General features: G+C 70.9%; 22 protein-coding genes. 9 read left to right on the forward strand and 13 right to left on the reverse strand.

The features are described 5' to 3' along the window. Positions 1–55: 55 nt before the first annotated feature. Both IF02_RS0119095 and IF02_RS0119100 read right to left on the reverse strand, forming a co-directional pair. Positions 56–721 carry an ABC transporter permease gene (locus tag IF02_RS0119095; protein WP_030158526.1) on the reverse strand — a complete coding sequence of 222 codons (666 nt, stop codon included), beginning with the start codon at positions 719–721 and terminating at the stop codon, positions 56–58. Positions 722–725: 4 nt separating this feature from the next. Then, positions 726–1,472 carry an ABC transporter permease gene (locus IF02_RS0119100; protein WP_051696347.1) on the reverse strand — a complete coding sequence of 249 codons (747 nt, stop codon included), beginning with the start codon at positions 1,470–1,472 and terminating at the stop codon, positions 726–728. Positions 1,473–1,626: 154 nt separating this feature from the next. Between IF02_RS0119100 and IF02_RS0119105 the strand changes: the two genes are divergently transcribed. Beyond that, positions 1,627–2,589 carry an ABC transporter ATP-binding protein gene (locus IF02_RS0119105; protein ID WP_030158530.1) on the forward strand — a complete coding sequence of 321 codons (963 nt, stop codon included), beginning with the start codon at positions 1,627–1,629 and terminating at the stop codon, positions 2,587–2,589. A gap of 46 nt (positions 2,590–2,635) precedes the next feature. Here IF02_RS0119105 and IF02_RS0119110 read toward each other — a convergent pair whose 3' ends face one another. After that, positions 2,636–3,745 (reverse strand): alpha/beta hydrolase, encoded by a 1,110-nt coding sequence (locus IF02_RS0119110; protein ID WP_030158532.1) that lies wholly within the window; start codon positions 3,743–3,745, stop codon positions 2,636–2,638. A 152-nt stretch (positions 3,746–3,897) separates the two neighbouring features. Here IF02_RS0119110 and IF02_RS0119115 point away from each other — a divergent pair, with 152 nt between their 5' ends. The 6 genes from IF02_RS0119115 to IF02_RS0119140 all read left to right on the forward strand — a co-directional run bounded on the left by IF02_RS0119115 (position 3,898) and on the right by IF02_RS0119140 (position 8,942). Continuing rightward, the gene (locus IF02_RS0119115) at positions 3,898–5,757 is read left to right on the forward strand and encodes a phosphatidylglycerol lysyltransferase domain-containing protein (RefSeq protein WP_030158534.1); all 1,860 of its coding nucleotides are present in this window, start codon (positions 3,898–3,900) and stop codon (positions 5,755–5,757) included. 195 nt (positions 5,758–5,952) lie between these two features. Next, a complete protein-coding gene (folP, locus tag IF02_RS0119120) occupies positions 5,953–6,825 on the forward strand; it encodes a dihydropteroate synthase (RefSeq protein ID WP_030158536.1) in 873 nt (290 codons plus the stop codon). A 22-nt stretch (positions 6,826–6,847) separates the two neighbouring features. Continuing rightward, entirely contained in the window at positions 6,848–7,291 is a 444-nt protein-coding gene (locus IF02_RS0119125; RefSeq protein ID WP_030158538.1) for a nuclear transport factor 2 family protein, read from the forward strand. A gap of 130 nt (positions 7,292–7,421) precedes the next feature. Beyond that, entirely contained in the window at positions 7,422–7,781 is a 360-nt protein-coding gene (gene folB / locus IF02_RS0119130) for a dihydroneopterin aldolase (RefSeq protein ID WP_030158540.1), read from the forward strand. Then, the gene (folK, locus tag IF02_RS0119135) at positions 7,778–8,386 is read left to right on the forward strand and encodes a 2-amino-4-hydroxy-6-hydroxymethyldihydropteridine diphosphokinase (RefSeq protein WP_030158542.1); all 609 of its coding nucleotides are present in this window, start codon (positions 7,778–7,780) and stop codon (positions 8,384–8,386) included. The genes folB and folK overlap by 4 nt, the downstream gene beginning before the upstream one ends. A gap of 67 nt (positions 8,387–8,453) precedes the next feature. Then, positions 8,454–8,942 (forward strand): DUF3180 domain-containing protein, encoded by a 489-nt coding sequence (locus IF02_RS0119140; protein ID WP_030158544.1) that lies wholly within the window; start codon positions 8,454–8,456, stop codon positions 8,940–8,942. Positions 8,943–9,011: 69 nt separating this feature from the next. On the opposite strand, the gene folE is transcribed toward IF02_RS0119140, so the two are convergent. From folE to dacB, 6 genes are all read right to left on the reverse strand, one after another. Continuing rightward, complete coding sequence (folE, locus tag IF02_RS0119145; protein WP_030158545.1) at positions 9,012–9,620, reverse strand: GTP cyclohydrolase I FolE; 609 nt, start codon at positions 9,618–9,620, stop codon at positions 9,012–9,014. Positions 9,621–9,732: 112 nt separating this feature from the next. Further along, positions 9,733–11,754: an ATP-dependent zinc metalloprotease FtsH gene (ftsH, locus tag IF02_RS0119150; protein ID WP_030158548.1), complete on the reverse strand. Its 2,022-nt coding sequence runs from the start codon at positions 11,752–11,754 to the stop codon at positions 9,733–9,735. A 207-nt stretch (positions 11,755–11,961) separates the two neighbouring features. Further along, positions 11,962–12,522 (reverse strand): hypoxanthine phosphoribosyltransferase, encoded by a 561-nt coding sequence (gene hpt / locus IF02_RS0119155; RefSeq protein ID WP_030158549.1) that lies wholly within the window; start codon positions 12,520–12,522, stop codon positions 11,962–11,964. A gap of 65 nt (positions 12,523–12,587) precedes the next feature. Then, positions 12,588–13,658 (reverse strand): tRNA lysidine(34) synthetase TilS, encoded by a 1,071-nt coding sequence (tilS, locus tag IF02_RS0119160; RefSeq protein WP_030158552.1) that lies wholly within the window; start codon positions 13,656–13,658, stop codon positions 12,588–12,590. 301 nt (positions 13,659–13,959) lie between these two features. Beyond that, on the reverse strand, positions 13,960–15,087 hold the full coding sequence (locus tag IF02_RS0119165) for a zinc-dependent metalloprotease (protein WP_030158554.1): 1,128 nt from the start codon (positions 15,085–15,087) through the stop codon (positions 13,960–13,962). A 59-nt stretch (positions 15,088–15,146) separates the two neighbouring features. Continuing rightward, positions 15,147–16,595, reverse strand: coding sequence for a D-alanyl-D-alanine carboxypeptidase/D-alanyl-D-alanine-endopeptidase (gene dacB, locus IF02_RS0119170; RefSeq protein WP_234318254.1), 1,449 nt, complete (start codon positions 16,593–16,595; stop codon positions 15,147–15,149). Between the two features lie 134 nt (positions 16,596–16,729). Here dacB and IF02_RS0119175 point away from each other — a divergent pair, with 134 nt between their 5' ends. Continuing rightward, positions 16,730–17,224 (forward strand): inorganic diphosphatase, encoded by a 495-nt coding sequence (locus tag IF02_RS0119175; RefSeq protein WP_007264878.1) that lies wholly within the window; start codon positions 16,730–16,732, stop codon positions 17,222–17,224. 137 nt (positions 17,225–17,361) lie between these two features. Beyond that, positions 17,362–19,017, forward strand: a complete 1,656-nt coding sequence (locus tag IF02_RS0119180) for a threonine/serine ThrE exporter family protein (RefSeq protein WP_030158560.1) — start codon at positions 17,362–17,364, stop codon at positions 19,015–19,017. Between the two features lie 98 nt (positions 19,018–19,115). Here IF02_RS0119180 and IF02_RS0119185 read toward each other — a convergent pair whose 3' ends face one another. The 4 genes from IF02_RS0119185 to mrdA all read right to left on the reverse strand — a co-directional run bounded on the left by IF02_RS0119185 (position 19,116) and on the right by mrdA (position 23,527). Continuing rightward, positions 19,116–19,793 carry a VTT domain-containing protein gene (locus IF02_RS0119185; protein ID WP_030158562.1) on the reverse strand — a complete coding sequence of 226 codons (678 nt, stop codon included), beginning with the start codon at positions 19,791–19,793 and terminating at the stop codon, positions 19,116–19,118. A 161-nt stretch (positions 19,794–19,954) separates the two neighbouring features. Next, positions 19,955–20,713, reverse strand: coding sequence for a MerR family transcriptional regulator (locus IF02_RS0119190; RefSeq protein ID WP_030158564.1), 759 nt, complete (start codon positions 20,711–20,713; stop codon positions 19,955–19,957). A 101-nt stretch (positions 20,714–20,814) separates the two neighbouring features. Then, positions 20,815–21,327 (reverse strand): DinB family protein, encoded by a 513-nt coding sequence (locus IF02_RS0119195; protein WP_030158566.1) that lies wholly within the window; start codon positions 21,325–21,327, stop codon positions 20,815–20,817. Between the two features lie 118 nt (positions 21,328–21,445). Beyond that, positions 21,446–23,527 (reverse strand): penicillin-binding protein 2, encoded by a 2,082-nt coding sequence (gene mrdA / locus IF02_RS0119200; protein WP_078622175.1) that lies wholly within the window; start codon positions 23,525–23,527, stop codon positions 21,446–21,448. Positions 23,528–23,659: the final 132 nt, after the last annotated feature.

The raw sequence follows: 23,659 nt of genomic DNA on the forward strand, positions 1-23,659 counted from the left end.
GAGGGTGGGGCGGACGGACGGGTGCGGGGCGGACGACGGGTGCGGGGCGGACGGGTCAGCGCGCCGCCGGGCGCGGGAAGAGCCGGTCCGCCGCCACCAGGGCGCCCTCGACCAGCAGGGCCAGCGCCGCCACCAGCAGCGCCCCCGCGAAGACTTGCGGCGTGTTGTACGTGTTGAAGCCGGCGGTGATGATCCGGCCGAGCCCGCCCTGGCCGACCATCGCCGCGATCGTGGCCGTGGCGATCACCTGGACGGCGCCCGAGCGCAGCCCGGTCATCACCAGCTCGCGCGCGAGCGGCAGCTCCACCCGCCAGAACAGCTGTCCCCCGGACATGCCCATGCCCCGGGCGGCCTCCACCACCGCGCGGTCCACCTCGCGCACGCCGACGTACGCATTGGTCAGCAGCGGCGGCAGGGCGAAGAGCACGAGCGCCGCGATGGTGGGCAGATAGCCCGCGCTGCGCAGCGGCGAGACCATGAACAGGGCCAGCACCGCGAAGACGGGGACGGCCCGCCCGATGTTGGAGATGTTGACGGCGAGCGCCCCGCCCTTGCCGATGTGGCCGAGCCACAGGCCGATCGGGAGGGCCACCGCGCAGGCGATGGCGAGGGAGATCCCGCTGACGTAGACGTGCTCGCCGAGCCGGTTCCACACCCCGTTCTCCCCGGACCAGTTGGCTCCATTCGCCAGCCAGTCCCAGGCCTCCCCGAGCACGCCCATCGCCTCAGGCCCCCTTCGTCGGAGCCGGCGCGGCAGCCGGCGTCATCGTCGGCGTCGCCGCGCGCCTCGTCCGCCGCGGCGCGCGCGTCGCCCGCGTCCACGGCGTGAGCAACCGCTGTACGCCGAGCAGCAGCAGGTCCGCCACCAGGGCGAGCAGGACGCACAGCACGGAGGCCGTGAGCACCTGGGCCTTGAAGGAGCTGTTGACCGCCGGGGCGATGAGGTTGCCGAGGCCGCCCTTGCCGACGATGGAGCCGACGGTGGTCAGCGCCACCGTGGACACCGTGGCGATCCGCACCCCGGCGAGCAGCGCGGGCAGCGCCAGCGGCAGTTCGACCTGCCACAGCAGCCGCGCCGGCCCGTACCCCATCCCGCGCGCGGCCTCCCGCACCTCCTCGGGGACGGCTTCCAGGCCGGCCATCGCATTGCGGACCAGGATGGTCAGCGAGTACAGCACCAGCCCGGTCACCACGAGTGAGGCCGACAGCCCGAACAGCGGCAGCAGCAGGGAGAACATGGCGAGCGAGGGGACCGTGTAGAGCAGGGTGGTCAGGCCCAGCACGGGCGCGGCCCAGTGCCGGCCGCGGCGGGCCAGCAGGGCCAGCGGGAGGGACACGGCGAGGCCGATAAGCACCGACACACCCGTGATCCAGACATGTTGGACCGTGGCGTCGGTGAGCTCCTGGGAGCGGGACGTGACGTAGTCCCAGCAGATCCAGTCGTTCGCCACCAGGCAGTTCTGCCCGGCCATGCCCTCACCCCCTGCCACCGTTTACGTACACCCGTCCGAATGGGCACGGTCAACAGCGACCATAACCCCCGCCGCCGACAATGGCCGGAAACCTTCGCACCGGGGTAATACTCCCGTCACAAACAACCCGCGGCGTGTGGGGGAGGATGGGCAGGTGATCCGATTCGAGCATGTGACCAAGCGCTACCCCGACGGGACCACGGCCGTCGAGGACCTGTCCTTCGAGGTGGCGGAGGGTGAGCTGGTCACGCTCGTGGGCCCGTCCGGCTGCGGCAAGACGACCACGATGAAGATGGTCAACCGGCTCATCGAGCCGACCTCCGGGCGGATCCTGCTCGGCGGCGAGGACATCGCGAGCGCCGATCCCGTGGAGCTGCGCCGGCACATCGGGTACGTCATCCAGCAGGTCGGGCTGTTCCCGCACAAGACGGTGCTGGAGAACACCGCGACCGTCCCGCAGCTGATCGGCACCCCCAAGGCCAAGGCCCGCGCCCGCGCGGCCGAGCTCCTCGAACTGGTGGGGCTGGACCCGGCCGTGTACGGGGGCCGCTACCCGGAGCAGCTGTCCGGCGGGCAGCGCCAGCGCGTCGGCGTCGCCCGGGCGCTGGCCGCCGATCCGCCGGTGCTGCTGATGGACGAGCCGTTCGGGGCGGTGGACCCGGTGGTCCGCGAACACCTCCAGAACGAGTTCCTGGCGCTCCAGCGGACGGTGCGCAAGACGATCCTGCTCGTCACGCACGACCTGGAGGAGGCGGTCCGGCTCGGCGACCGCATCGCCGTCTACGGCGCGGGCACCATCGAGCAGTTCGCCCGCCCGGCCGAGGTGCTGGGCGCGCCGGCCACCGAGTACGTGGCCTCCTTCGTCGGCGCGGACCGGGGCCTGAAGCGGCTCGCGGTCACCCCGGTGGAGCGGGCCGACCTGGCGGCGGCGGACGGGAAAGCCCCCACCGCCGAAGTGGCGCTGGGGGCGAGTCTGCGCGAGGCGCTCGCGCTGCTGCTGCAGGAGGACTCCGGCCGGATCGGGGTCACGGATCCGGACTCCGGCGCGCTGGTCGGCGTACTGACCCCGGAGGGGGTCCACCGGGCGCTGCGCCGGGCCCAACTGCAAGAGGCCTAGAGGGGCCTGGGAGGCCCGGGACCGGCCTCGAGTCCGAGGCCGGGCCTCAGGCCTGGATGCGGTCGCTCATCCACACCAGCATCGGCGGGATCTCGCGGCGCCAGGTGTTGAAGTTGTGGCCGCCGCTGTCGAGGATGATCGAGGAGACCCGGTCCGGGCCCTTGACCAGCTTGATGAACTTCTTGGTGTCGTCGAGGTTGGGCTCGCCCGTCTCGCTGCTCGTGACCAGGAACGACGTCCCGGTCGGCTTCTTGTGCTCGATGCTGTGCAGGACGTCCGCGCGCTTCTTCAGCTTGTCGTCGCCCTGGAACAGGTTGCCCGTCGTCGCGTCGTTCGCCGCGTCGTAGTACGCGGACAGACCCGCGGCGGCGCCGAAGGTCTGCGGGTAGTGCGCGGCGATCTTCAGGGCGCAGTAGCCGCCCGTCGAGTTCCCGATGAAGCCCATGTTCTGCGGCTTCTTGCCGACCCGGAAGGTGTCCTGGATGGCCTGCGGCAGGTCCTCGGCGAAGAAGGTCTCGGTCTGCGGTCCGCCCGGTATGTCCACGCACTCGGTGTCACGCGGCGGCGCGATGGTCGGGCGCAGCATCACCAGGATCATCGGCTTCATCTTGCCCGCCTTGGCCTGCTTGAAGGCCGTCATCGGGTAGTTCAGCCCTTTGATCAGGTTCTCGGCGGTGCCCGGGTAGCCCGTCAGCACGATGGAGGCCGGAAAGTTCTGCTCCTTGTGCTGCGGCTGGAAGTACTCCGGCGGCAGCCACACGTACCCGGGGCTCGTTATTTTCGACTTCTGCCCGGTTATGGCAACCTTCAGGATCTGTCCGCCGACCTGGGGCTGGGCGCCGCCCGGCACGTCGAGCTTCTGCTTGTCGACGACCTTGATGTCCTTGCTGCTCATGGAGTGGTCCACGACCTTGCCGACAGATGTCTGCTGGCCGAACAGGTCCGCCCACGAGCCGTAGAAGGAGAAGGACTTGTTCGCCGCCAGGCCCACGGCCGAGAACAGCGCGAGCTGGGTCGCGAGCAGGAGCCCGATCCGGCCGAGCAGCGCACGCCAGGTGCGGCCCGAGAGCCGGGGCCAGAACCACACCGTGGCTGCGAACAGCAGCACACCGGCGATGATGGCCAGCGCCAGAACCGTATTACTGGTGAGACCCATGAGCAGTCAGTCGACTTTCTGATGGCAGGACTAGTTTTTCTCGGCGGAAGAGTGAACCCGCTCGACCCCGATGTCGTCCTAGTGGACGCACCACACTCCGGAGGCTGTCGCGGCCTTCGGCCACATGATCTCTCGCGGAGCAACGGGAAGCGATGTCTAGCAGGATAGATGGCGATAAGTCGGGACAGGTTCCGAAGCAGGTCCGCCGAATCTTCCGCGGCCCACGACCGGAGTCGGTGCCCGGGCTGGTAGGTACGGCCGTCATGATCGTCGGCCTTCTGGACATCGCGGCGGGAGTGTTCCCGCGGTTCCGGCACAGCCGGATCCACGCGGTCACCGAGGTGCTGCCCGGCTCGCTGGGCCCCTTCGCAGCCGCCCTCGCCATCAGCGCGGGCGTCCTGCTGCTCCTCCTCGCCCACGGCCTCAAGCGCCGCAAGCGCCGTGCCTGGCGGGCCGCCGTCGTCCTGCTCCCGGCCGGGGCCGCGGCGCAGTTCATGTACCGGCACTCCGTCATCAGCGTCGTCATCGCGGCGGTGCTCCTGGCGCTCATCGTGCGCCACCAGGGTGAATTCAAGGCCCTGCCGGACCCGCGCAGCCGCTGGAAGGCGCTGGCCAACTTCGTGCTGATGAGCGCCGGCTCCATCGGCCTGGGTCTGGTCATCGTCAACTCCCACCCGGGCCGCGTCGTCGGCCATCCGGGTATTTACGAGCAGATCAGCCACGTCGTGTACGGGCTCTTCGGCTTCGAGGGACCCGTCGACTACGCCGGCCGCGTCTCCTGGACCGTGGGCTACTCGCTCGGCGCCCTCGGCATGCTGACCGCGCTCACCACCATCTACCTGGCCTTCCGCCCCGAGCACCCGGCCGCCCGGCTCACCGCCGACGACGAGACCAAGCTGCGCGAGCTGCTCGCCAAGCACGGCGGCCGCGACTCCCTCGGCCACTTCGCGCTCCGCCGCGACAAGGCCGTCGTCTTCTCCCCCAGCGGCAAGGCCGCCGTCACCTACCGCGTCGTCTCCGGCGTGATGCTCGCCTCCGGCGACCCCATCGGCGACGTCGAGGCCTGGCCCGGCGCCATCGAGCGGTTCATGGAGGAGGCCAAGGCCCACTCCTGGACCCCGGCCGTCGTGGGCTGCAGCGAGACCGGCGGCGAGGTCTGGACCCGCGAGACCGGGCTGGACGCCCTGGAGCTCGGCGACGAGGCGATCGTCGACGTCAAAGACTTCTCCCTCGCCGGACGTCCCATGCGCAACGTCCGCCAGATGGTGAAGCGCATCGAGCGCAACGGCTACACCACCAAGGTCCGCCGCGTCAGCGAGCTGACCGAGGAGGAGCTGGAGCGCGTACGGGGCGCCGCCGAGGCCTGGCGCGGCACCGACACCGAGCGCGGCTTCTCCATGGCACTGGGCCGGGTCGGCGAGGAGGGCGACGGCGACTGCTTCATCGCCACCGCCCACCGGGTCGAGGAGGACGACCCCAGCCCGTTCGGCGACCTCAAGGCCGTCCTGCACTTCGTCCCGTGGGGCAAGGACGGCATGTCGCTGGAGCTGATGCGCCGCGACCGCGCCGCCGACCCCGGCATGAACGAGCTGCTGATCGTGGCCTCCCTGGTGGAGGCCCCGTCCCTGGGCATCGAGAAGGTCTCGCTGAACTTCGCGATGTTCCGCGCGGCCCTCGCCCGCGGCGAGAAGATCGGCGCCGGGCCGGTGCTGCGGATGTGGCGCGGCCTGCTGGTCTTCCTGTCGCGCTGGTTCCAGATCGAGTCGCTGTACAAGTTCAACGAGAAGTTCCGCCCCCGCTGGGAGCCGCGCTTCATGGTCTACCGCACCAGCAGCGACCTGCCCCGCATCGGCTTCGCCGTGATGCAGGCCGAGGGCTTCGTGACGGTGGCCCTGCCCCGGCTGTTCGCCAGCCGGCGCCGCCCCAAGCCGGTCCGCACCTGCGCCCACACGCACCACACCGCCCAGGTCCCGGCCCAGGCCAAGCCGGAGCGCGAAGTCCAGGTCGCCTGAGCCGAGGTCGCCTGACCCCAGGCCCCCGGCCTCAGGCCCCGGCCCCGGAGCCCGGCCCCGCCGCACGAGCGGCGCGGCCGGGCTCCGCCGTTTCCCGCGGCCGCGCACCGCCCGCCCGGGCCTCATGCCGGACCGGGGAGCGGGCCCCGCTCCCCGCATACGGCCCGGCCGGGACAGCGGCCCTACCCTGGAGCCATGAACATCAAGCGCGGGGCCACCGGCAGGGGCCGGGTCGCAGGCCTGCCGGATTGGGACCGCTGCGGGGTCATGGGCGTCGTCAACGTCACCCCCGACTCCTTCTCCGACGGCGGGCGCTGGTTCGACACCACCGCCGCCGTCAAGCGCGGCCTCGACCTCGTCGCCCAGGGCGCCGACCTCGTCGACGTCGGCGGCGAGTCCACCCGCCCCGGCGCCTCCCGCGTCGACGAGGAGGAGGAGCTGCGCCGCGTCGTCCCCGTGGTGCGCGGCCTGGCCTCCGAGGGGGTCACCGTCTCCGTCGACACCATGCGCGCCTCCGTCGCGGCCCAGGCCGTCGCCGCCGGCGCGACGCTGGTCAACGACGTCAGCGGCGGCCTCGCCGACCCCGGCATGATCCCGGCCGTCGCCGCCGCCGAGGTGCCGTTCGTGGTGATGCACTGGCGCGGCTTCAGCGACGGCATGAACCGCCTCGCCGTCTACGAGGACGTCGTCGCCGAGGTCACCGCCGAGCTCCGGGTCCGCATCGACGCCGTCGTGGCCGGCGGGATCGCCCCCGAGCGGCTCCTGGTCGACCCCGGCCTCGGCTTCGCGAAGATGGCCGAGCACGACCTGGCCCTGGTCGCCCACCTCCCCGAGCTGCGCGCCCTCGGCTTCCCGCTGCTGGTCGCCGCGTCGCGCAAACGATTCCTCGGCCGGATCCTGGCCGGCGCCGCCGACGCCGCCCCGCCGCCCGCCCGTGAGCGCGACGCCGCCACCGCCGCCGTCTCCGCCATCGCCGCCCACCAGGGCGCCTGGGCCGTACGGGTCCACGAGGTACGGGCCACCGCCGACGCGGTTCGGGTGGCCCGTGCCGTGGAAGGAGCGCTGTGACCATCGAACGAGAAGGAGCACGGTGAGCCGTACCGACATCGAAGCCGTCGACGAGGTCAACACGGCCTTCTACGAGGCCATGGAGCGGGGGGACTTCGACGCACTGTCGGCACTCTGGCTCGAGGACGAGATCTCCTGCGTGCACCCGGGCTGGCCGGTGCTCTCCGGCCGCGGCGAGGTGCTGCGCTCGTACGCGCTGATCATGTCCCACACCGACTACATCCAGTTCTTCCTCACCGACACGAAAGTCGCCGTCATAGGTGACACCGCGCTGGTGACGTGCACGGAGAACATCCTCAGCGGCGGGCCCGCCGAGGACGGCGGAGAGCTCGGCCCGCTCGTCGGCCAGCTGGTCGTCGCCACGAATGTGTTCCGACGCACATCGGACGGCTGGCGGCTCTGGTCCCACCACGGTTCTCCCGTGCTGACGGACTCCGACGAGGACGGGGAAGAGGGCCCCGCCTGACCCCTCCGGCGGGGCCCGAGGTCTTTCGCAGGTAAATTCGAAGACGGACGACGCCGACCGCACTCGGCGCAGGCCCATGGATCCGGGGAGTCCCGGACCGGAAGCACCTACGAAAGCAGGAGTGATTCGCGTGGATCGTGTCGCGCTGCGCGGCCTCAAGGCTCGCGGGCACCACGGCGTCTTCCCCCGGGAACGCGAGGAAGGCCAGACCTTCATCGTCGACCTCGTGCTGCACATCGACACCCGCCCCGCGGCGGCCGACGACGACCTGGCGAAGACCGTGCACTACGGGGTCGTCGCCGAAGAGGTCGTCGATGTGGTCCAGGGAGAGCCCGTCGACCTGATCGAGACCCTCGCCGAGCGGATCGCCCAGCAGTGCCTCAAGCACGAAGCGGTGGCACAGGTGGAGGTCGTCGTCCACAAACCGGACGCCCCCATCACCGTCCCCTTCGACGACGTGACCATCACGATCACCCGGAGCCGCGTGTGAACAACGGACTGAACGCCCCGAGCGACCCCACCGTCCAGCCGGTGCCCGCATCCGTCGTCGAGACGGTGGACGCGGCCGACATCACCCTGTCCAACCCCAAGTGGGCCGTCATCGCGCTCGGCTCGAACCTCGGCAACCGCCTGGAGACCCTCCAGGGCGCCATCGACGCCCTGGAGGACACCCCCGGCCTGCGGGTCAAGGCCGTCTCCCCCGTCTACGAGACCGAGCCGTGGGGCGTCGAGCCCGGCTCGCAGCCCTCGTACCTCAACGCGGTCGTCGCGCTGAAGACGACCCTGCCGCCGTCCTCCCTGCTGGAGCGCGGCCACGCGATCGAGGAGGCCTTCGACCGCGTCCGCGAGGAGCGCTGGGGCCCCCGCACGATCGACGTCGACATCGTCTCGTACGCCGACGTGGTCTCGGACGACCCGGTGCTCACCCTGCCGCACCCGCGGGCCCACCAGCGGGCCTTCGTCCTGGCCCCGTGGAACGACATCGACCCCGAGGCGCAGATCCCGGGACACGGCCCGGTCGCCTCGCTGCTGGCCGAAATCGGTCTGACGGGCGTCACGCCGCGACCGGACCTGGAACTCCGCCTGCCCGAGTAGTCGTTAACCTGTGGCGGAGGCCGAGGACGCCGACGAGTCTGCGGCGCGGAAAGCGGGGAACGGGCACGTGAAGCAACTGAGGCCGGCGGTCCTGGCAGGGATCTTCGCCGTCGCCGGGGTGCTGTCCTGGGCGGGCGCCCGGCTGTGGAACGCGTACGGGACCCTGCCGGGCGTCCCACTGGCCGCGCCCATCGTGCTGGCCGCCATCGCGGTCGTCCTGCTGGCCACGGCCCTCTCGCTCCGCGCCCGCCTGAAGGCGCAGCGCGAGCGCCGGCCGGGCGCCAAGGGCGTGGAGCCGCTGATGGCGGCCCGCGCGGTCGTCTTCGGACAGGCCAGCGCCCTCGTCGCGGCCCTCGTGGCGGGCATGTACGGCGGCGTGGGCGTCTTCCTGCTGATGGACTCCCTCGACGTCCCCGCCCGCCGCGACCAGACCTGGTACGCCGGCTTCGCGGTCCTGGCGGGCGCGGCCGTCATCGCCGCCGCCCTCTTCCTGGAGCACGTCCTCAAACTCCCGGAAGAAGACGACACCACCCCCCACGCCCCCTCCCGCGCCTGAACAGCCCGGCGGGGGCCTGGGCGGGCCCGGTCGTGCCCGGTCCGGGCCGTCCTGGGCTGGACGGCCCGATCAGCGCGCCATGATCAGGCTCATGGCCTCGTTACGGGTCGCGGGGTCGCGGAGCTGGCCGCGGACCGCCGAGGTGATCGTCTTCGCTCCGGGCTTGCGGACCCCGCGCATGGTCATGCACATGTGCTCGCACTCGATGACCACGATGACCCCGCGCGGCTCCAGGATCTCCATCAGGGAGTCCGCTATCTGCGTGGTCAGCCGCTCCTGCACCTGCGGGCGGCGGGCGAACACGTCCACGAGGCGGGCCAGCTTCGACAGCCCGGTGATCTTGCCGTCGATGGACGGGATGTAGCCGACGTGCGCCACGCCGTGGAACGGCACCAGATGGTGCTCACAGTTCGACATGACCTCGATGTCCTTGACCAGGACCATCTCGTCGTGGCCCAGGTCGAAGGTGGTCGTCAGGACCTCTTCGGGCTTCTGGTAGAGGCCGGCGAATATCTCCTTGTACGCACGGGCCACGCGGGCCGGGGTCTCCAGGAGGCCTTCGCGGTCCGGGTCCTCGCCGACCGCGATCAGGAGTTCGCGGACCGCCGCCTGGGCGCGCTTCTCGTCGAACTCGCCGATCGTGCCCTCGTCACCGGTCAGGGTCACTGGGTCGGTCATCTCTTCCTCGTTCCTCTGTGCACTGGCGCCTCACGGGCACACAAAAGTGCCGCGCCCCCCAGGCTAGAACCTGGGGGGCGCGGCATCCATTCCGGGACGGTCCGGCCGAGGGCTACTCGGCGCGGTCCTCCGGCGCGGGGTCCTTCTCCACGGACACGGCCGGCGTGCCCGCCGAGGTGCCGTTCGCCGAGTTCGTCAGCTGGAGCTCCTTGGGAGAGAGCACCGGCGGGCGGGTCGACGGGGTGCGGTGCGAGGAGCCGGTCCACGCCGGGCGGGCCGGGCGCTTCACGATCGTCGAGAAGACCTCGGCGATCTCCTCCTTGCCCAGCGTCTCCTTCTCGAGGAGCGCGAGGACCAGGTTGTCGAGGACGTCGCGGTTCTCGACCAGGATCTCCCAGGCCTCGTTGTGCGCCGTCTCGATGAGCTTCTTGACCTCTTCGTCGACGAGCGCCGCGACCTCTTCCGAGTAGTCCCGCGGGTGCGACATCTCGCGGCCCAGGAACGGCTCGGTGTTGTCGCCGCCGAACTTGATCGCGCCGAGGCGCTCGGTCATGCCGTACTGGGTCACCATCGCGCGGGCCGTCGCCGTGGCCTTCTCGATGTCGTTCGCCGCGCCGGTCGTCGGGTCGTGGAAGACCAGCTCCTCGGCCGCGCGCCCGCCCAGCATGTATGCCAGCTGGTCGAGCATCTCGTTGCGCGTGGTCGAGTACTTGTCCTCGTCGGGCAGGACCATGGTGTAACCCAGGGCCCGGCCGCGGGACAGGATCGTGATCTTGTGGACCGGGTCGGAGTTCGGGGAAGCCGCCGCGACCAGGGCGTGACCGCCCTCGTGGTACGCGGTGATCTTCTTTTCCCGGTCCGACATGATCCGGGTCCGCTTCTGCGGGCCCGCCACGACGCGGTCGATCGCCTCGTCCAGCATGTGGTTGTCGATCAGCTTGCGGTCCGAGCGGGCGGTGAGCAGCGCCGCCTCGTTCAGGACGTTGGACAGATCGGCACCGGTGAAGCCGGGGGTGCGGCGGGCGACGGCCGAGAGGTCGACGTCCGGAGCGACCGGCTTGCCCTTCTGGTGGACCTTGAGGATCTCCAGACGGCCCTGCATGTCCGGACGGTCGACCGCGATCTGCCGGTCGAAGCGGCCCGGGCGCAGCAGCGCCGGGTCGAGGATGTCCGGGCGGTTCGTGGCGGCGATCAGGATGACGCCGCCCTTCACGTCGAAGCCGTCCATCTCGACGAGCAGCTGGTTCAGCGTCTGCTCGCGCTCGTCGTGGCCGCCGCCGAGGCCCGCACCGCGGTGCCGGCCGACGGCGTCGATCTCGTCGACGAAGACGATCGCCGGGGCGTTGGCCTTGGCCTGCTCGAACAGGTCGCGGACACGCGAGGCGCCGACGCCGACGAACATCTCGACGAAGTCGGAACCGGAGATCGAGTAGAACGGGACGCCGGCCTCGCCCGCGACGGCGCGCGCCAGCAGGGTCTTGCCGGTGCCGGGCGGGCCGTACAGCAGCACGCCCTTGGGGATCTTGGCCCCGACGGCCTGGAACTTCGCCGGCTCCTGCAGGAACTCCTTGATCTCGTGGAGTTCCTCGACGGCCTCGTCCGAGCCCGCGACGTCGGCGAACGTCGTCTTCGGGGTGTCCTTGGTGATGAGCTTGGCCTTGGACTTCCCGAAGTTCATCACCCGGGAGCCGCCGCCCTGCATCTGATTCATCAGGAACAGGAAGACGAGGACGATGAGGACGAAGGGCAGCAGGGAGAGCAGCACGCTGAGGAACGGGCTGGTCTTGTCCGGAGAGACGGTGTACCCGTCCGGGATCTGACCGGCTTCGAACTTGGTCTGGAGGTTCTGGGCGAGCTGGACGCCCTGGTCCCCGATGTAGTTGGCCTGGAACTTGGTGCCGTCGTTGTCGCCGAGCTTCTGGTCCTTCTTCAGCTCGATCTTGATCATCTGGCTGTCACCGGTGGTGAGCTTGGCGCTCTCCACCTGGCCACTGTTGATCGCCTTGATGACCTCGCTGGTCTCCACCGACTTGTAGCCGCCGCCGGAGCCGACGACGTTCATCAACACGACCACGGCGAGGACGGCCAGCACGATCCACATGACCGGCCCACGGAAGTATCGCTTCACGTCCATCCATACGGGGCGCCAGGCGCCCCGTCCCTCCTGCCCGTAGGTAAATGCTGCTGTGAGTAAAGACTGTTCTTCGGAATGTACCCCTGTATTGTCACCCGCGGCCTCGTGGGACGGCTGACAGAACTGCTTTCCCCTGCTCCAACGGCAGGAATCGTTCCAGGGTTCCCCTGAGCGGGCCCCGTCCGGGGCCCGGTCCCGTCCGGGGCGTCAGCCGCCGTAGACGTGCGGGGCGAGGGTGCCGACGAACGGCAGGTTGCGGTACTTCTCCGCGTAGTCGAGGCCGTAGCCGACGACGAACTCGTTCGGGATGTCGAAGCCGACCCACTTCACGTCGATCGCGACCTTCGCGGCGTCGGGCTTGCGCAGCAGCGTGACGACCTCCAGCGAGGCCGGCTGGCGCGAGCCGAGGTTCGACAGCAGCCAGGACAGGGTCAGGCCCGAGTCGATGATGTCCTCGACGATCAGGACGTGCTTGTCCTTGATGTCGGTGTCCAGGTCCTTGAGGATCCGGACCACACCCGAGGACTGGGTCCCGGCGCCGTACGAGGACACCGCCATCCAGTCCATGGTGAGCGGGGTGGACAAGGCACGCGCCAGGTCCGCCATCACCATCACCGCGCCCTTGAGGACGCCGACGATGAGCAGGTCCTTGCCCGCGTACTCCGCGTCGATCTTCGCGGCCAGCTCGGCCAGCTTCGCGTCGATCTCTTCCTTGGTGATGAGCACCGACTGGAGGTCGCTGCCCATGTCCTTCTCGTCCACCCGCATCACTTTCGTTTGCGGCCGGGGCTCCGGGGGTGCCCCCGGAGGACTCAGCCGTGTTTCAGCACCAATCAGCCCTGCCGGATGACAAGTCTGCCACCCTGCCGCTGGGCCTCGACCCGGCCGGGCAGGTTGATGGCGCCCTGGCCGCGCCATCCGGTGATGAGCCGGTCCACTTCCTCGATGTGGCGGGCGAAGAGGGAGCCCGCGGGGGAACCGGCCGCGACCACGGCCCTGCGCAGCACGCGGCGGCGGACGGCCGGGGGCAGGGCGTACAGCTTGGCGCACTCCAGCCGGCCGTCCTCGTCCCGTACGCCGGCCTCGGCATCGGCGGCCCAGGAGTCCAGTGCGTCGGCGTCGTCGCGGGACAGCTGGGCGGTGCGGGCCAGCGCCTCGACCACTCCCTTGCCCAGCGCCTTCTCGAGGGCGGGCAGTCCCTCGTGGCGGAGCCGGGAGCGGGTGTAGGCGGGGTCGATGTTGTGCGGGTCGTCCCAGACCGGCAGGGACTGGACCATGCAGGCCTTGCGGGCGGTCTGCCGGTCGATCTGGAGGAAGGGGCGGCGGTAGCGGTGGCTGCGGCCCGGGCCGCCGGGACCCCCCGAGACCTCCGGCATGCCGGACAGCGAGCGGATGCCGGAGCCGCGGGCGAGGCCCAGCAGGACGGTTTCGGCTTGATCGTCCCGGGTGTGGCCGAGCAGCACGGCGGCGGCGCCCAGGCGGTCCGCGGCCTCGTCCAGGGCGGCGTAGCGGGCGTCGCGGGCGGCGGCCTCGGGTCCGCCGTCACGGCCGACGCGCACGGAGACGGACTCCACCGGGTCGAGGCGGAGCGCGGTCATGCGGGTGACGACCTCGGCGGCGCGCAGGTCGGAGCCGGCCTGGAGGCCGTGGTCGACGGTGATGCCGCCGGCCCGGATGCCCAGCTTGGGCGCCTCGAAGGCCAGGGCGGAGGCGAGGGCCATGGAGTCGGCGCCGCCGGAGCAGGCGACGAGTACGAGTGGCAAGGTGCCGGCCGTCGCGGCGGGGGTCCCCCCGGACGGGATCGGGGAGTGGCCGGCGGGACGGTCGGTGAGGTCGGTGAGGACGTCGTGGAGTACGCGGCGGACCGCCAGGCGTATCGCCGCGACCGCAGGATGGGGACCCATGTCCGGTGCCCTTCGGTGGAGTTCGGATGCCTCGAAGGCTGGGGGTGTGGTGCTGGAACGGCTGCTGTTCGGTGCTGTTCGGTGCTGTTCGACGCTGCCCGGTGCCCCGGCTCCCGTGAGGAGCCCCCCGCTGGGAGCCCCCGCGAGACGAGGGTTGTCACTCAGAGTGCGTCGATGGTGACAGAACCGAGCCGTTCCCTGAGCATCGCACGCCCTTCCACGCCTCACGGTCCCTCGGACGGGTGACGCTGCTTCCCCCAGTGAGACATGTTTACGCCCCCTGAGTCACTCCCCTTTGCTTCTATTCGCCCTTGCGGTGCACCCGCGCGACCCAGTCCGCGGGCTTGGCGATCTCCGCCTTCGTCGGCAGTGTGTTCGGCGAGGTCCAGACCCGGTTGAAGCCGTCCATGCCGACCTGGCCGACGACGGCGCGTACGAAGCGCTCCCCGTCGCGGTACTGGCGCAGCTTGGCGTCGAGCCCCAGCAGCTTGCGCAGCGCGGCGTCGAGGCGCCCGGCTCCGCTGGCCCGGCGCTGCTGGAACTTCTCGCGGATCTCGGCGACCGAGGGCACCACGGCGGGGCCGACGCCGTCCATGACGTAGTCGGCGTGGCCCTCCAGCAGGGACATGACGGCGGTCAGGCGGGCGAGCACCTCGCGCTGCTCGGGGGTCTGGACGAGCTCGACCAGGGAGCGGCCCTCGTCGCCCTGCTCGGAGTCGGGGCGGGCGCCGGCGAAGGACTGGGCGGCCTCGCGCAGCCGCTCCAGGACGGTCGCCGGGTCCACCTCGGTGGCGCCGAGGAACGTCTGGATCTCGCCCTCCAGGTGGTCGCGGAGCCAGGGGACGGCCGTGAACTGCGTACGGTGCGTCTCCTCGTGCAGGCAGACCCACAGCCGGAAGTCGTGCGGGCGCACGTCCAGCTCGCGCTCGACGTGGACGATGTTGGGGGCGACGAGCAGCAGCCGGCCGCCGCCCGCGGCCGAGCCGGGCAGGTCGCGCCCGGCCGGGGCGAAGGTCTCGTACTGGCCGAGCACGCGGGAGGCCAGGAAGCTGAGCAGCATGCCCAGCTCGACGCCGGTGACCTTGCCGCCGACCGCGCCGAGGACGGCGCCGCCGGGGGCTCCGGCGCGGCGGTCCTGCATCTTGCCGAGCAGCGGGGCGAGGAGCTCGCGGAAGCCGGCCACGTTGGCCTTGACCCAGCCGGCCCGGTCGACGACGAGGACGGGGGTGTCGGGGACGGCGGCCCCCTCGGGGATCATCCGGGTGAACTCGCGGACGTGGCGTTCGGAGGTCTTCGCATGCCCGCGCAGCTCCGCCACCACGGCGCGGGCCTCGTCGCGGCTGACCTCGGGACCCGGCCGCACCAGCCGGGTCGCGGTCGCCACCGCGAGATTCCAGTCGACCATCTCGGCACCACCGATGCTCGTCATGCGTCAACGGTACGTGGACCGGCGCCGCGGCGGAGCCCCTCGGATGCGCTGCGCATGCGCTACGAAGTGCGGGCGACGGCGGCGGCGAGCTTGTCGAGGCCCTTCTCGGCGGCCCCGGCGTCGGGGGTGTTCGCGGTCAGGAACGCGAAGGCCAGCAGTCGCCCGGAGGAGTCGACGACGGTCCCGGCGAGGGAGTTCACGCCGCTCAGGGTGCCCGTCTTGGCCCGGACCAGGCCGGCCGCCGGGGAGCTGCCGGCGTTGCGGCTGCGCAGGGTCCCGGTGAATCCGGCGACGGGCAGTCCGGTGAGCACGGGCCGCAGCTCCGGCCGCTGCGGGTCGGCGGCCTTGGCCAGGAGTCCGGTGAGCAGCCCGGTGCTGATCTTGTCGGCACGGCCCAGGCCGCTGCCGTCGGCGAAGCGGGAGCCGGCCAGGTCCACGCCGAGGGCGGCGAGCCGGTCGGTGACGGCCTTCTCGGCGCCCTCGAAGCTGGCGGGCTGTCCGGAGGCGAGGGCGGTCTGGCGGGCGAGGACCTCGGCGATGTCGTTGTCGCTGTTGGTCAGCATCCGCTCGACGAGCCCGGCGAGCGGGGTGGAGAGGGTGGTGGCGAGCGGCTGGGCCCCGGCGGGCGCCTTGGCCCTGGCGGGGGCGGCGGTGACCTTGATGCCGCGGTCCCCCAGCAGGGCCGCGAAGGAGCGCGCGGTCTCCTTGGCGGGGTCCTCGACCCGGTCGACGGGACCGGAGGTGGAGTCGTCGACGCGGCCCTCGTCGGCCGCCAGGGCGGTGACCGGCGCGATGTTGGGGTTCTCGCCGATGGGGTGGCGGGCGGGGCCGGTGAAGAGGGTGTCGTCGTAGCCGAGGCGCACGGAGTCGGTGCCGGCGGCCTTGAGGGCCTGGGCGGTGTCGGCGGCGAGGGCGACGAGGCTGCCGCCGGACCCGGCGGGGCTCTTCTTCTTCGCGGTGAGGGAGGGGTCTCCGCCGCCGACCAGGACGATCTCCCCGGGGCCGGCCCCGGGGGCCACGGTGGTCCGGATCCGGTGCTCGGGGCCGAGCGCGGTGAGCGCCGCCACCGCGGTGGCGATCTTGGTGGTGGAGGCGGGGGTCATGGCCTCGCGCGCCCCGGACTCGAAGAGCACCCGGCCGGTGGCGGTGTCGATGACCGAGGCCGTACGGAGGCTCCCGAGCGCGGGGTCGGCCAGCAGCGGCCGCAGCGCCTCGGCGAGCCGCCCGGAATCCGCGGCCGCGACCCCGCTGCCCGCCGTGCGCGCGCTGCCCGGGCCGATCCCGGGGAGCACCCCGGGGGCGCTGGGCGCGGCCTGCGGCAGCAGCCCGGCGCCGCGGTCACCGCCGTGATCTGCGCCACCCGTAAGGCCCCGGGAGGCGGCCCTGTCCCGCTCGGCCTTACGCTGGCCGGAGTCCCAAGGACCGGCGGCGGCCACCGCGGCCACCGACAGGGCGAGGCCGGCGACGGCCGATACGGCGATGAGCTGCCACGTCTTGACCAATGGCACCTCGGACCAGCCCCTTTCGCGATCACACATGTGCGTGAGGGACACTTAACCACTGCGTCTTGCCGCGAGCATGGCACCCCACCCGGCAGGGCTGGGCCGGACGCCCTATCAGTCAACGCATGGAGGAGCAGGACGTGGAGTTCGACGTCACCATCGAGATCCCCAAGGGTTCGCGGAACAAGTACGAGGTGGACCACGAGACCGGCCGGATCCGTCTGGACCGTCGCCTCTTCACCTCCACCAGCTACCCGGCGGACTACGGCTTCGTCGAGAACACCCTCGGCGAGGACGGCGACCCGCTGGACGCGCTGGTCATCCTGGACGAGCCGACCTTCCCGGGCTGCCTGATCAAGTGCCGCGCGATCGGCATGTTCAACATGACCGACGAGGCGGGCGGCGACGCCAAGCTGCTCTGCGTGCCGGCCTCGGACCCGCGCGTGGAGCACCTGCGCGACATCCACCACGTGTCGGAGTTCGACCGCCTCGAGATCCAGCACTTCTTCGAGGTCTACAAGGACCTGGAGCCGGGCAAGTCGGTCGAGGGCGCGAACTGGGTCGGCCGCGCCGAGGCCGAGGCCGAGATCGAGGCCTCCTTCAAGCGCCTCGAGGCCCAGGGCGGCCACCACTGAGTCCGCTCAGCCCCTGAATGACAAGAACGGGCGGTACCCCTTCACCGAGGGGGTGCCGCCCGTTCGTCGTCCGGTTTCGCCGAGGACGAAACGGTTCCGCATACTGATACCCGGGCTGGTCGGGGACTGGAGGACGTGTGGCGGAGGGCGAGGGATCCGGGGGCACGGAGGACCGGAAGCCGAAATCCGACGAGGCGCGCAGCGCCTTCGCTCCGCCCGCCGGAATCGAGCCGGAACCGGTCGACGAGGACCAGCCGACCTCGGAGTTCGCCGTGCCGCAGGGGGTTCCCGAACCGGCCGCCGAGCCCGAGCCCGAAGGCTCCGCTTTCGCGCCCCCGGCCACGTACAGCGCCCAGCACTCCCCGCCCGCCTACACCCCCGGCGCCGGGTTCCCCGTCTCCCTGATGAAGGAATCCCCCTGGCAGGACCGCATGCGCACCATGCTGCGCATGCCGGTCGACGTACGGCCCGTCCCGGAGGCCGTGCAGAAGCACGCCGAGGCCGGGCCCGCCGTGGGCCGCGTACTCGACCTCACCCTGCGCATCGGCGAGCTGCTGCTGGCGGGCGGCGAGGGGGCCGAGGACGTGGAGGCCGCGATGTTCGCGGTGGCCCGCTCGTACGGGCTGGACCGCTGCGAGCCCACGGTCACCTTCACCCTGCTGTCGATCACCCACCAGCCCTCGCTCGTGGACGACCCCGTCTCGGCGAGCCGGACCGTACGCCGCCGCGGCACCGACTACACCCGGCTGGCCGCCGTCTACCAGCTGGTGGACGACATCAGCGCGCACGAGTTCGAGCTCACGCTGGAGGAGGCGTACCGGCGCCTCGCCGAGATCCGCCGCAACCGGCACCCGTACCCCTCCTGGGTCCTGACGGGCGCCGCCGGGCTGCTCGCCGGGGCGGCCTCCACCCTGGTCGGCGGCGGCGTGCTCGTCTTCTTCGCCGCCGCGATCGGGGCGATGCTCGGAGACCGGCTGGCCTGGCTGTGCGCCGGGCGCGGGCTGCCCGAGTTCTACCAGTTCGTGGTCGCCGCGATGCCGCCCGCCGCCATGGGCGTGGCGCTGAAGCTGGCCGAGATCGACGTACGCGCTTCCGCGGTGATCACCGGCGGGCTGTTCGCGCTGCTGCCCGGGCGGGCCCTGGTCGCGGCCGTGCAGGACGGCCTGACCGGCTTCTACATCACCGCCTCCGCCCGGCTGCTGGAGGTCATGTACCTCTTCATCGGCATCATCATGGGCGTGCTGGTCGTGCTGTACCTCGGGCTCCAGCTGGGTCCCTCGCCGAAGCCGGAGGAGGTCCTCCAGATCACCCAGCGGCCGCTGATCCAGATCGCGGCCTCGATGGTGCTGGTGTTCACGTTCGCGATCCTGCTCCAGCAGGAACGCTCCACCGTGTGGATCGTGACGCTGAACGGCGGGGTCGCCTGGGTGACCTTCGGGGCCCTGCACTACGCGGGCGGCATCCCGCCCGTGCCCTCCACGGCCATCGCCGCCGGGCTGGTCGGCCTCTTCGGCCAGCTCTTCTCGCGTTACCGATTCGCCTCGGCCCTGCCGTACACGACGGCGGCCATCGGCCCGCTGCTGCCGGGCTCGGCGACGTACTACGGGCTGCTGCTGATCGCCGAGAACCGGCTGAACGAGGGCCTCGGCTCGCTGGTGAACGCCGCCGCCATCGCGCTGGCCATCGCGATCGGGGTCAACCTGGGGTCGGAGACCTCGCGGCTGTTCATGCGGATCCCGGGGGCCGCGAGCGCCGCCAAGCGGCGCGCGGCGAAGCGGACCCGCGGGTTCTGAGGGCCCCGCGCGCGCCTGCCGGTACGCGTACGCCCCGGAGGCCTGGCAACGGCTCTCCGGGGCGTACGTACGGCTGTGGACCGGCCGGGCCGGCGGTATCAGCGCTTGGCGTGGCGGCGGCGCTCACCGGCGGCCGGGGCCGCCTCGCCGCCCTTCGCCTTCGCCTCCTTGCGGGCCTTCAGCACCTCGAAGATCACCGGGATGAGCGAGAGGAGGACGATCAGGACGAGGATCGCCTCGACGTTGTTCTTGATGAAGGCGATCTGGCCGAGCCAGTAGCCCGCGACCGTCAGGCCCGCGCCCCATGCGATGCCACCGATGACGTTGTACGTCAGGAAGGTCCGGTACTTCATCGAGCCGGCGCCCGCGACCATCGGGGCGAACGTACGGACGATCGGCACGAAACGGGCGAGCACGATGGCCTTCGGGCCGTGCTTGTCCATGAATTCGTGCGCCTTCTCCAGGTTCTCCCGCTTGAAGAGCTTGGACTTCGGCCGGTTGAAGAGCTTGGGCCCGAAGAACTTGCCGATCATGTATCCGACCTGGTCACCGATGATCGCGGCAGCGGAGATCAGGGTGCAGACCAGCCACAGCGGCTGCTTGATGTACTCGCCGTTGGCGACCAGCAGGCCCGCCGTGAAGAGGAGCGAGTCTCCCGGCAGGAAGGCGAACAGCCCCGACTCCGCGAAGACGATGACCAGGATGCCTATCAGACCGAAGTGCGAGATCAGATAGTCCGGGGACAGCCACTCAGGGGCGAGCGCAAGCGTGTACACGAGTTCCGGGCTCTCCTGGATCGGGGGGTGTCGCGGCGGGCGTCCGCGGGTGCGCCGGACAAGACGGCGGTTTCAATTATCAACGCACAGGACCCCCTCCCGGTTCCAGGTACCGGGAGGGGGCCATGTGGGGAACATCCGACGGTCCGAGCGGTGCCCGGCTAGACGCTGCGGACGGCGTTCGCGAGGATCGCGTCCCGTACGAAGACCGCCAGGCCGGGCCGGACCTTGTCGTAGTAGGCCGTGAAGCGCTCGTCCGCGACGTACATCTCACCCAGGCACGTGTGCATCTCGTGCGAGCAGGTGTAGCTGTTGCGGTCGATCCAGCCGCGGTGCTCCTCGGCCACGTCCATGGCCTCCTCGGAGTCCGCGGCCGCACCCGAGTCCAGCAGCGCGGCGAACCGCCGGTTGATCTCGTCCGCCTCGTCCTGGAAGCGCTTCCAGTCCTCCTTCGTGTACGAGGCCGTCCGGCGCGCGGACTCCTTGTACGCGTCCGTGTTCCCCCAGCGCTGGTGCGCCTCGTCGGCGTACTGGTCGGGGTCGAAGTCCCCGAAGACCTCGAACTTCTCCTCCGGCGTGAGGTTGATGCCCATTCTCTCTGCCTCCATGGCGTGCTCAACGGCCTCGGCCATCTGCTGGAGCCGGGCGATCCGGTCGGACAGGAGGGCGTGCTGCCGGCGCAGGTGCTCCCTCGGGTTCGAGTCCGGATCGTCCAGCAGGACCGCGACCTCTTCGAGCGGGAAGCCGAGCTCCCGGTAGAACAGGATCCGCTGCAGCCGGTCGAGGTCGGCGTCGTCGTAACGCCGGTGACCCGCGGTGCTGCGGGTGCTCGGGGAGAGCAGGCCGATCTCGTCGTAGTGGTGCAGGGTGCGCACCGTCACTCCGGCGAATCCGGCGACCTGTCCCACGGAGTAGCCCATGGTTTCCGCTCCTCTGGTCGGTACGCCGTTCACTCTGGGTCCTCACGCCGCGTGAGGTGCAAGTCCTCCCCCGAGCCGGTCCGCCGCGGGGGGCGCTGCGGCTATCCCATCGCCTTGGTGCCGTCCAGGGACTCCCGGACGACGTCCGCGTGGCCCGCGTGCCGCGCGAATTCCTCCACCAGGTGCAGCAGCATCCAGCGCATCGACACCTTGGTGTTCTCGGGGAACCAGGGCGCCGGAGGCAGCGGGAAGGTCTCGTCCAGGCTCGGCAGGTCCCGTACGAAGGCCGCCAGCTCGGCGGTGACCCCGTCCCAGAAGGCCTGGACGGACTCAATGGTCTCGTCCCCGACCAGCCGGAAGGCGTCGGCCCAGGCCTCGGGGTTCTGCTCGGTCTCGCCCGCCCGCCCCTGCGCCAGGCGCAGCCAGGTCAGCTCGACCCCGGCGACGTGCTTGACCAGCCCGGACAGCGACAGCTCGCTGGCGCTGGGCCGGCTCGCCGCCTGCTCCTCGGTCAGTCCGGCCAGCGATTCGCGGATCGCCGTGCGCTGGGATTCGACGAAGAGGAGGAGCGTGCCGCGCTCGTCGCCCGGGACCTCTTCGGAGATGTGAGCCATGACCAACCGCCTTTTCCGTGGTTCTTGCCTGCTCCTGCTGACAAGAACCACGTTACGGAGGCATGCGGTCAGATCCTGTCCTCATTGGACTCAATGGACTCAATGGACTCGATGAACCTCACTGTGCCGCGCCTTCCGGGCGGATTGCCGGGAGCTGCGTCTGCGGCTTCGGGAGCAGGGCCTTCGACAGGTCCTGGTTGCCCTTCTCGTCGAGCCCGTACATCGACTCGTAGATCTTGCGGACCGCCGGCCCGGACGCCCCGGAGCCCGTACCGCCCTGGGAGATCGTCATCACGATCGCGTAGTCCTCGGTGTACGAGGCGAACCAGGAGGTGGTCTGCTTGCCCTGGACCTCCGCCGTACCGGTCTTCGCGTGCATCGGGATCTGCTTCTGCGGCCAGCCGCCGAACCGCCAGGCCGCGCTGCCCGTGGTGGCCACCGACGCGAGCGCGCCGTCTATGTCGTCGCGCAGCTCCTCGTCCATCGGCAGCCGGCCCTGCTCCTTCGGCGCGATCTCCTTGACCGAGGTGCCGTCGGCGCTGACGACCGCCTTGCCGATGCTCGGCTGGTGCATCATGCCGCCGTTGGCGATGCCCGCGTAGATCGACGCCATCTGGATCGGGGTGACGAGGGTGTCGCCCTGGCCGATCGAGTAGTTGATCGCGTCGCCCTCGCGCAGCTGGTTGCCCTGGCGGCAGTTCTCGTACGCGATCTTCTCGGCGTACGAGCCGTCCTTCTTGCCGTCCCGGCACCAGGCGGCCTTGTTCGCCTCGAAGAAGTCCTTCTTCCACTGGCGGTCGGGGACCCGGCCGTTCACCTCGTTCGGCAGGTCGACGCCGGTCGCCTTGCCCAGACCGAACTCGTGGGCCGTCTTGTAGAACCAGTCGCTCGGGTCCTTCTTGGGGTTGATCCCGCCGTCCTTCTTCCACTCCTTGTCCGCGATGCCGTAGTAGACGGTGTCGCAGGAGACTTCGAGGGCCCGGCCGATGGTGATGTCGCCGTAGCCCTGCGACTCGAAGTTGGTGAAGGTCTGGCTGCCGACCGAGTACGAGCTGGGGCAGCCGTACCGCCCGTTGAAGGGGTACCCGGCGTTCACCGCGGCGGTCGAGGAGACGACCTTGAAGATCGAGCCGGGGGCCGCCTGGCCCTGGATCGCCCGGTTGAGCAGCGGGTAGTTGGAGTCCTTGTCGGTGAGGGACGCGTAGTCCTTGGCGGAGATGCCGCCGACCCACGCGTTCGGGTCGTACGTCGGGTTGGAGGCCATCGCGACGATCCGGCCGGTCTTGGCCTCCATGACGACGACCGCGCCCGAGTCGGCCTCGTAGTTCTTGTGCGTGATCTTGTCGTACGTCTTGCGGGCTTCGAGCATCGCGTTGTTCAGCTCGCGCTCGGCGACCGCCTGCACGCGCGAGTCGATCGAGGTGACGACGTTGGAGCCGGGCGTCGGCTTGTCGGCCTGCGCCTGTCCGATGACCCGCCCGAGGTTGTCCACCTCGTAGCGGGTGATGCCCGCCTTGCCGCGCAGCTCCTTGTCGTACGTGCGCTCCAGGCCGGAGCGGCCCACCTGGTCGGAGCGCAGGTACGGGGAGTCGGTCTTCCTCGCCTTGGTGATCTCCGCGTCGGTGACGGGCGAGAGGTAGCCGAGCACCTGCGAGGTGTTGGCCCCGTCCGGGCCGGCGTAGCGGCGCAGGGCGGTCGGCTCGGCGGTGATGCCGGGGAACTGCTCGGCGTGCTCCCTTATCTCCAGCACCTGGTCCGTCGTCGCCTCGTCGGTGACGGGGATCGGCTGGTACGGGGAGCCGTTCCAGCACGGCTTGGGCGTCTTGGCGTCGCACAGCCGGACGCTGTTGACCACGTCGTCCGGGTTGAGGCCCAGGACGCCGGCGAGCCGGGTCAGGACGTCCTTGCCCTTGTCCTTCATCTTGGTGAGGTCGGTGCGGCTGGCGGAGACGACCATGCGCGTCTCGTTGTCGGCGAGGGGCACCCCGCGGGAGTCCAGGATCGAGCCGCGCACGGCGGGCTGGACGACCTGCTGGGTGTGGTTGTTCTTCGCCTCGTCCGTGTACTCCTGGCCGTTGCGCACCTGGAGGTACCAGAGCCGCCCGCCCAGCGTGAGCAGCAGGGAGAAGACGACCACCTGTATGACGACCAGGCGGTTCTGGACCCGGGGCGTGCGCCCCGTCTCCGGAATGTTGCTCAACTCAGGTCTCCCCCGGAACGCTGCCCGCCGCTGACTCGCCCGAGTCTAGAGCGAGCCCGGAACGCGAAACGAGGCCGGAAGTGGATCAGGGCGGGATCGGGGCGGGATCAGAGCGGTACCGGGCCGGCATCA

The organism is Streptomyces sp. NRRL S-244, from assembly GCF_000717915.1.
In the GTDB taxonomy this organism is placed as follows: Bacteria; Actinomycetota; Actinomycetes; order Streptomycetales; family Streptomycetaceae; genus Streptomyces.

What these genes read in the sequence shown, in the direction of transcription:
- IF02_RS0119110 (WP_030158532.1), bottom strand. Translation starts at nt 3,745, where the DNA reads ATGGGTCTCACCAGTAATACGGTTCTGGCGCTGGCCATCATCGCCGGT.
- hpt (WP_030158549.1), bottom strand. Translation starts at nt 12,522, where the DNA reads ATGCGGGTGGACGAGAAGGACATGGGCAGCGACCTCCAGTCGGTGCTC.
- IF02_RS0119115 (WP_030158534.1), top strand. Translation starts at nt 3,898, where the DNA reads ATGTCTAGCAGGATAGATGGCGATAAGTCGGGACAGGTTCCGAAGCAG.
- folE (WP_030158545.1), bottom strand. Translation starts at nt 9,620, where the DNA reads ATGACCGACCCAGTGACCCTGACCGGTGACGAGGGCACGATCGGCGAG.
- IF02_RS0119095 (WP_030158526.1), bottom strand. Translation starts at nt 721, where the DNA reads ATGGGCGTGCTCGGGGAGGCCTGGGACTGGCTGGCGAATGGAGCCAAC.
- ftsH (WP_030158548.1), bottom strand. Translation starts at nt 11,754, where the DNA reads ATGGACGTGAAGCGATACTTCCGTGGGCCGGTCATGTGGATCGTGCTG.
- IF02_RS0119100 (WP_051696347.1), bottom strand. Translation starts at nt 1,472, where the DNA reads ATGGCCGGGCAGAACTGCCTGGTGGCGAACGACTGGATCTGCTGGGAC.
- IF02_RS0119190 (WP_030158564.1), bottom strand. Translation starts at nt 20,713, where the DNA reads ATGGGCTACTCCGTGGGACAGGTCGCCGGATTCGCCGGAGTGACGGTG.
- IF02_RS0119195 (WP_030158566.1), bottom strand. Translation starts at nt 21,327, where the DNA reads ATGGCTCACATCTCCGAAGAGGTCCCGGGCGACGAGCGCGGCACGCTC.
- tilS (WP_030158552.1), bottom strand. Translation starts at nt 13,658, where the DNA reads ATGGGTCCCCATCCTGCGGTCGCGGCGATACGCCTGGCGGTCCGCCGC.
- folP (WP_030158536.1), top strand. Translation starts at nt 5,953, where the DNA reads ATGAACATCAAGCGCGGGGCCACCGGCAGGGGCCGGGTCGCAGGCCTG.
- IF02_RS0119165 (WP_030158554.1), bottom strand. Translation starts at nt 15,087, where the DNA reads ATGACGAGCATCGGTGGTGCCGAGATGGTCGACTGGAATCTCGCGGTG.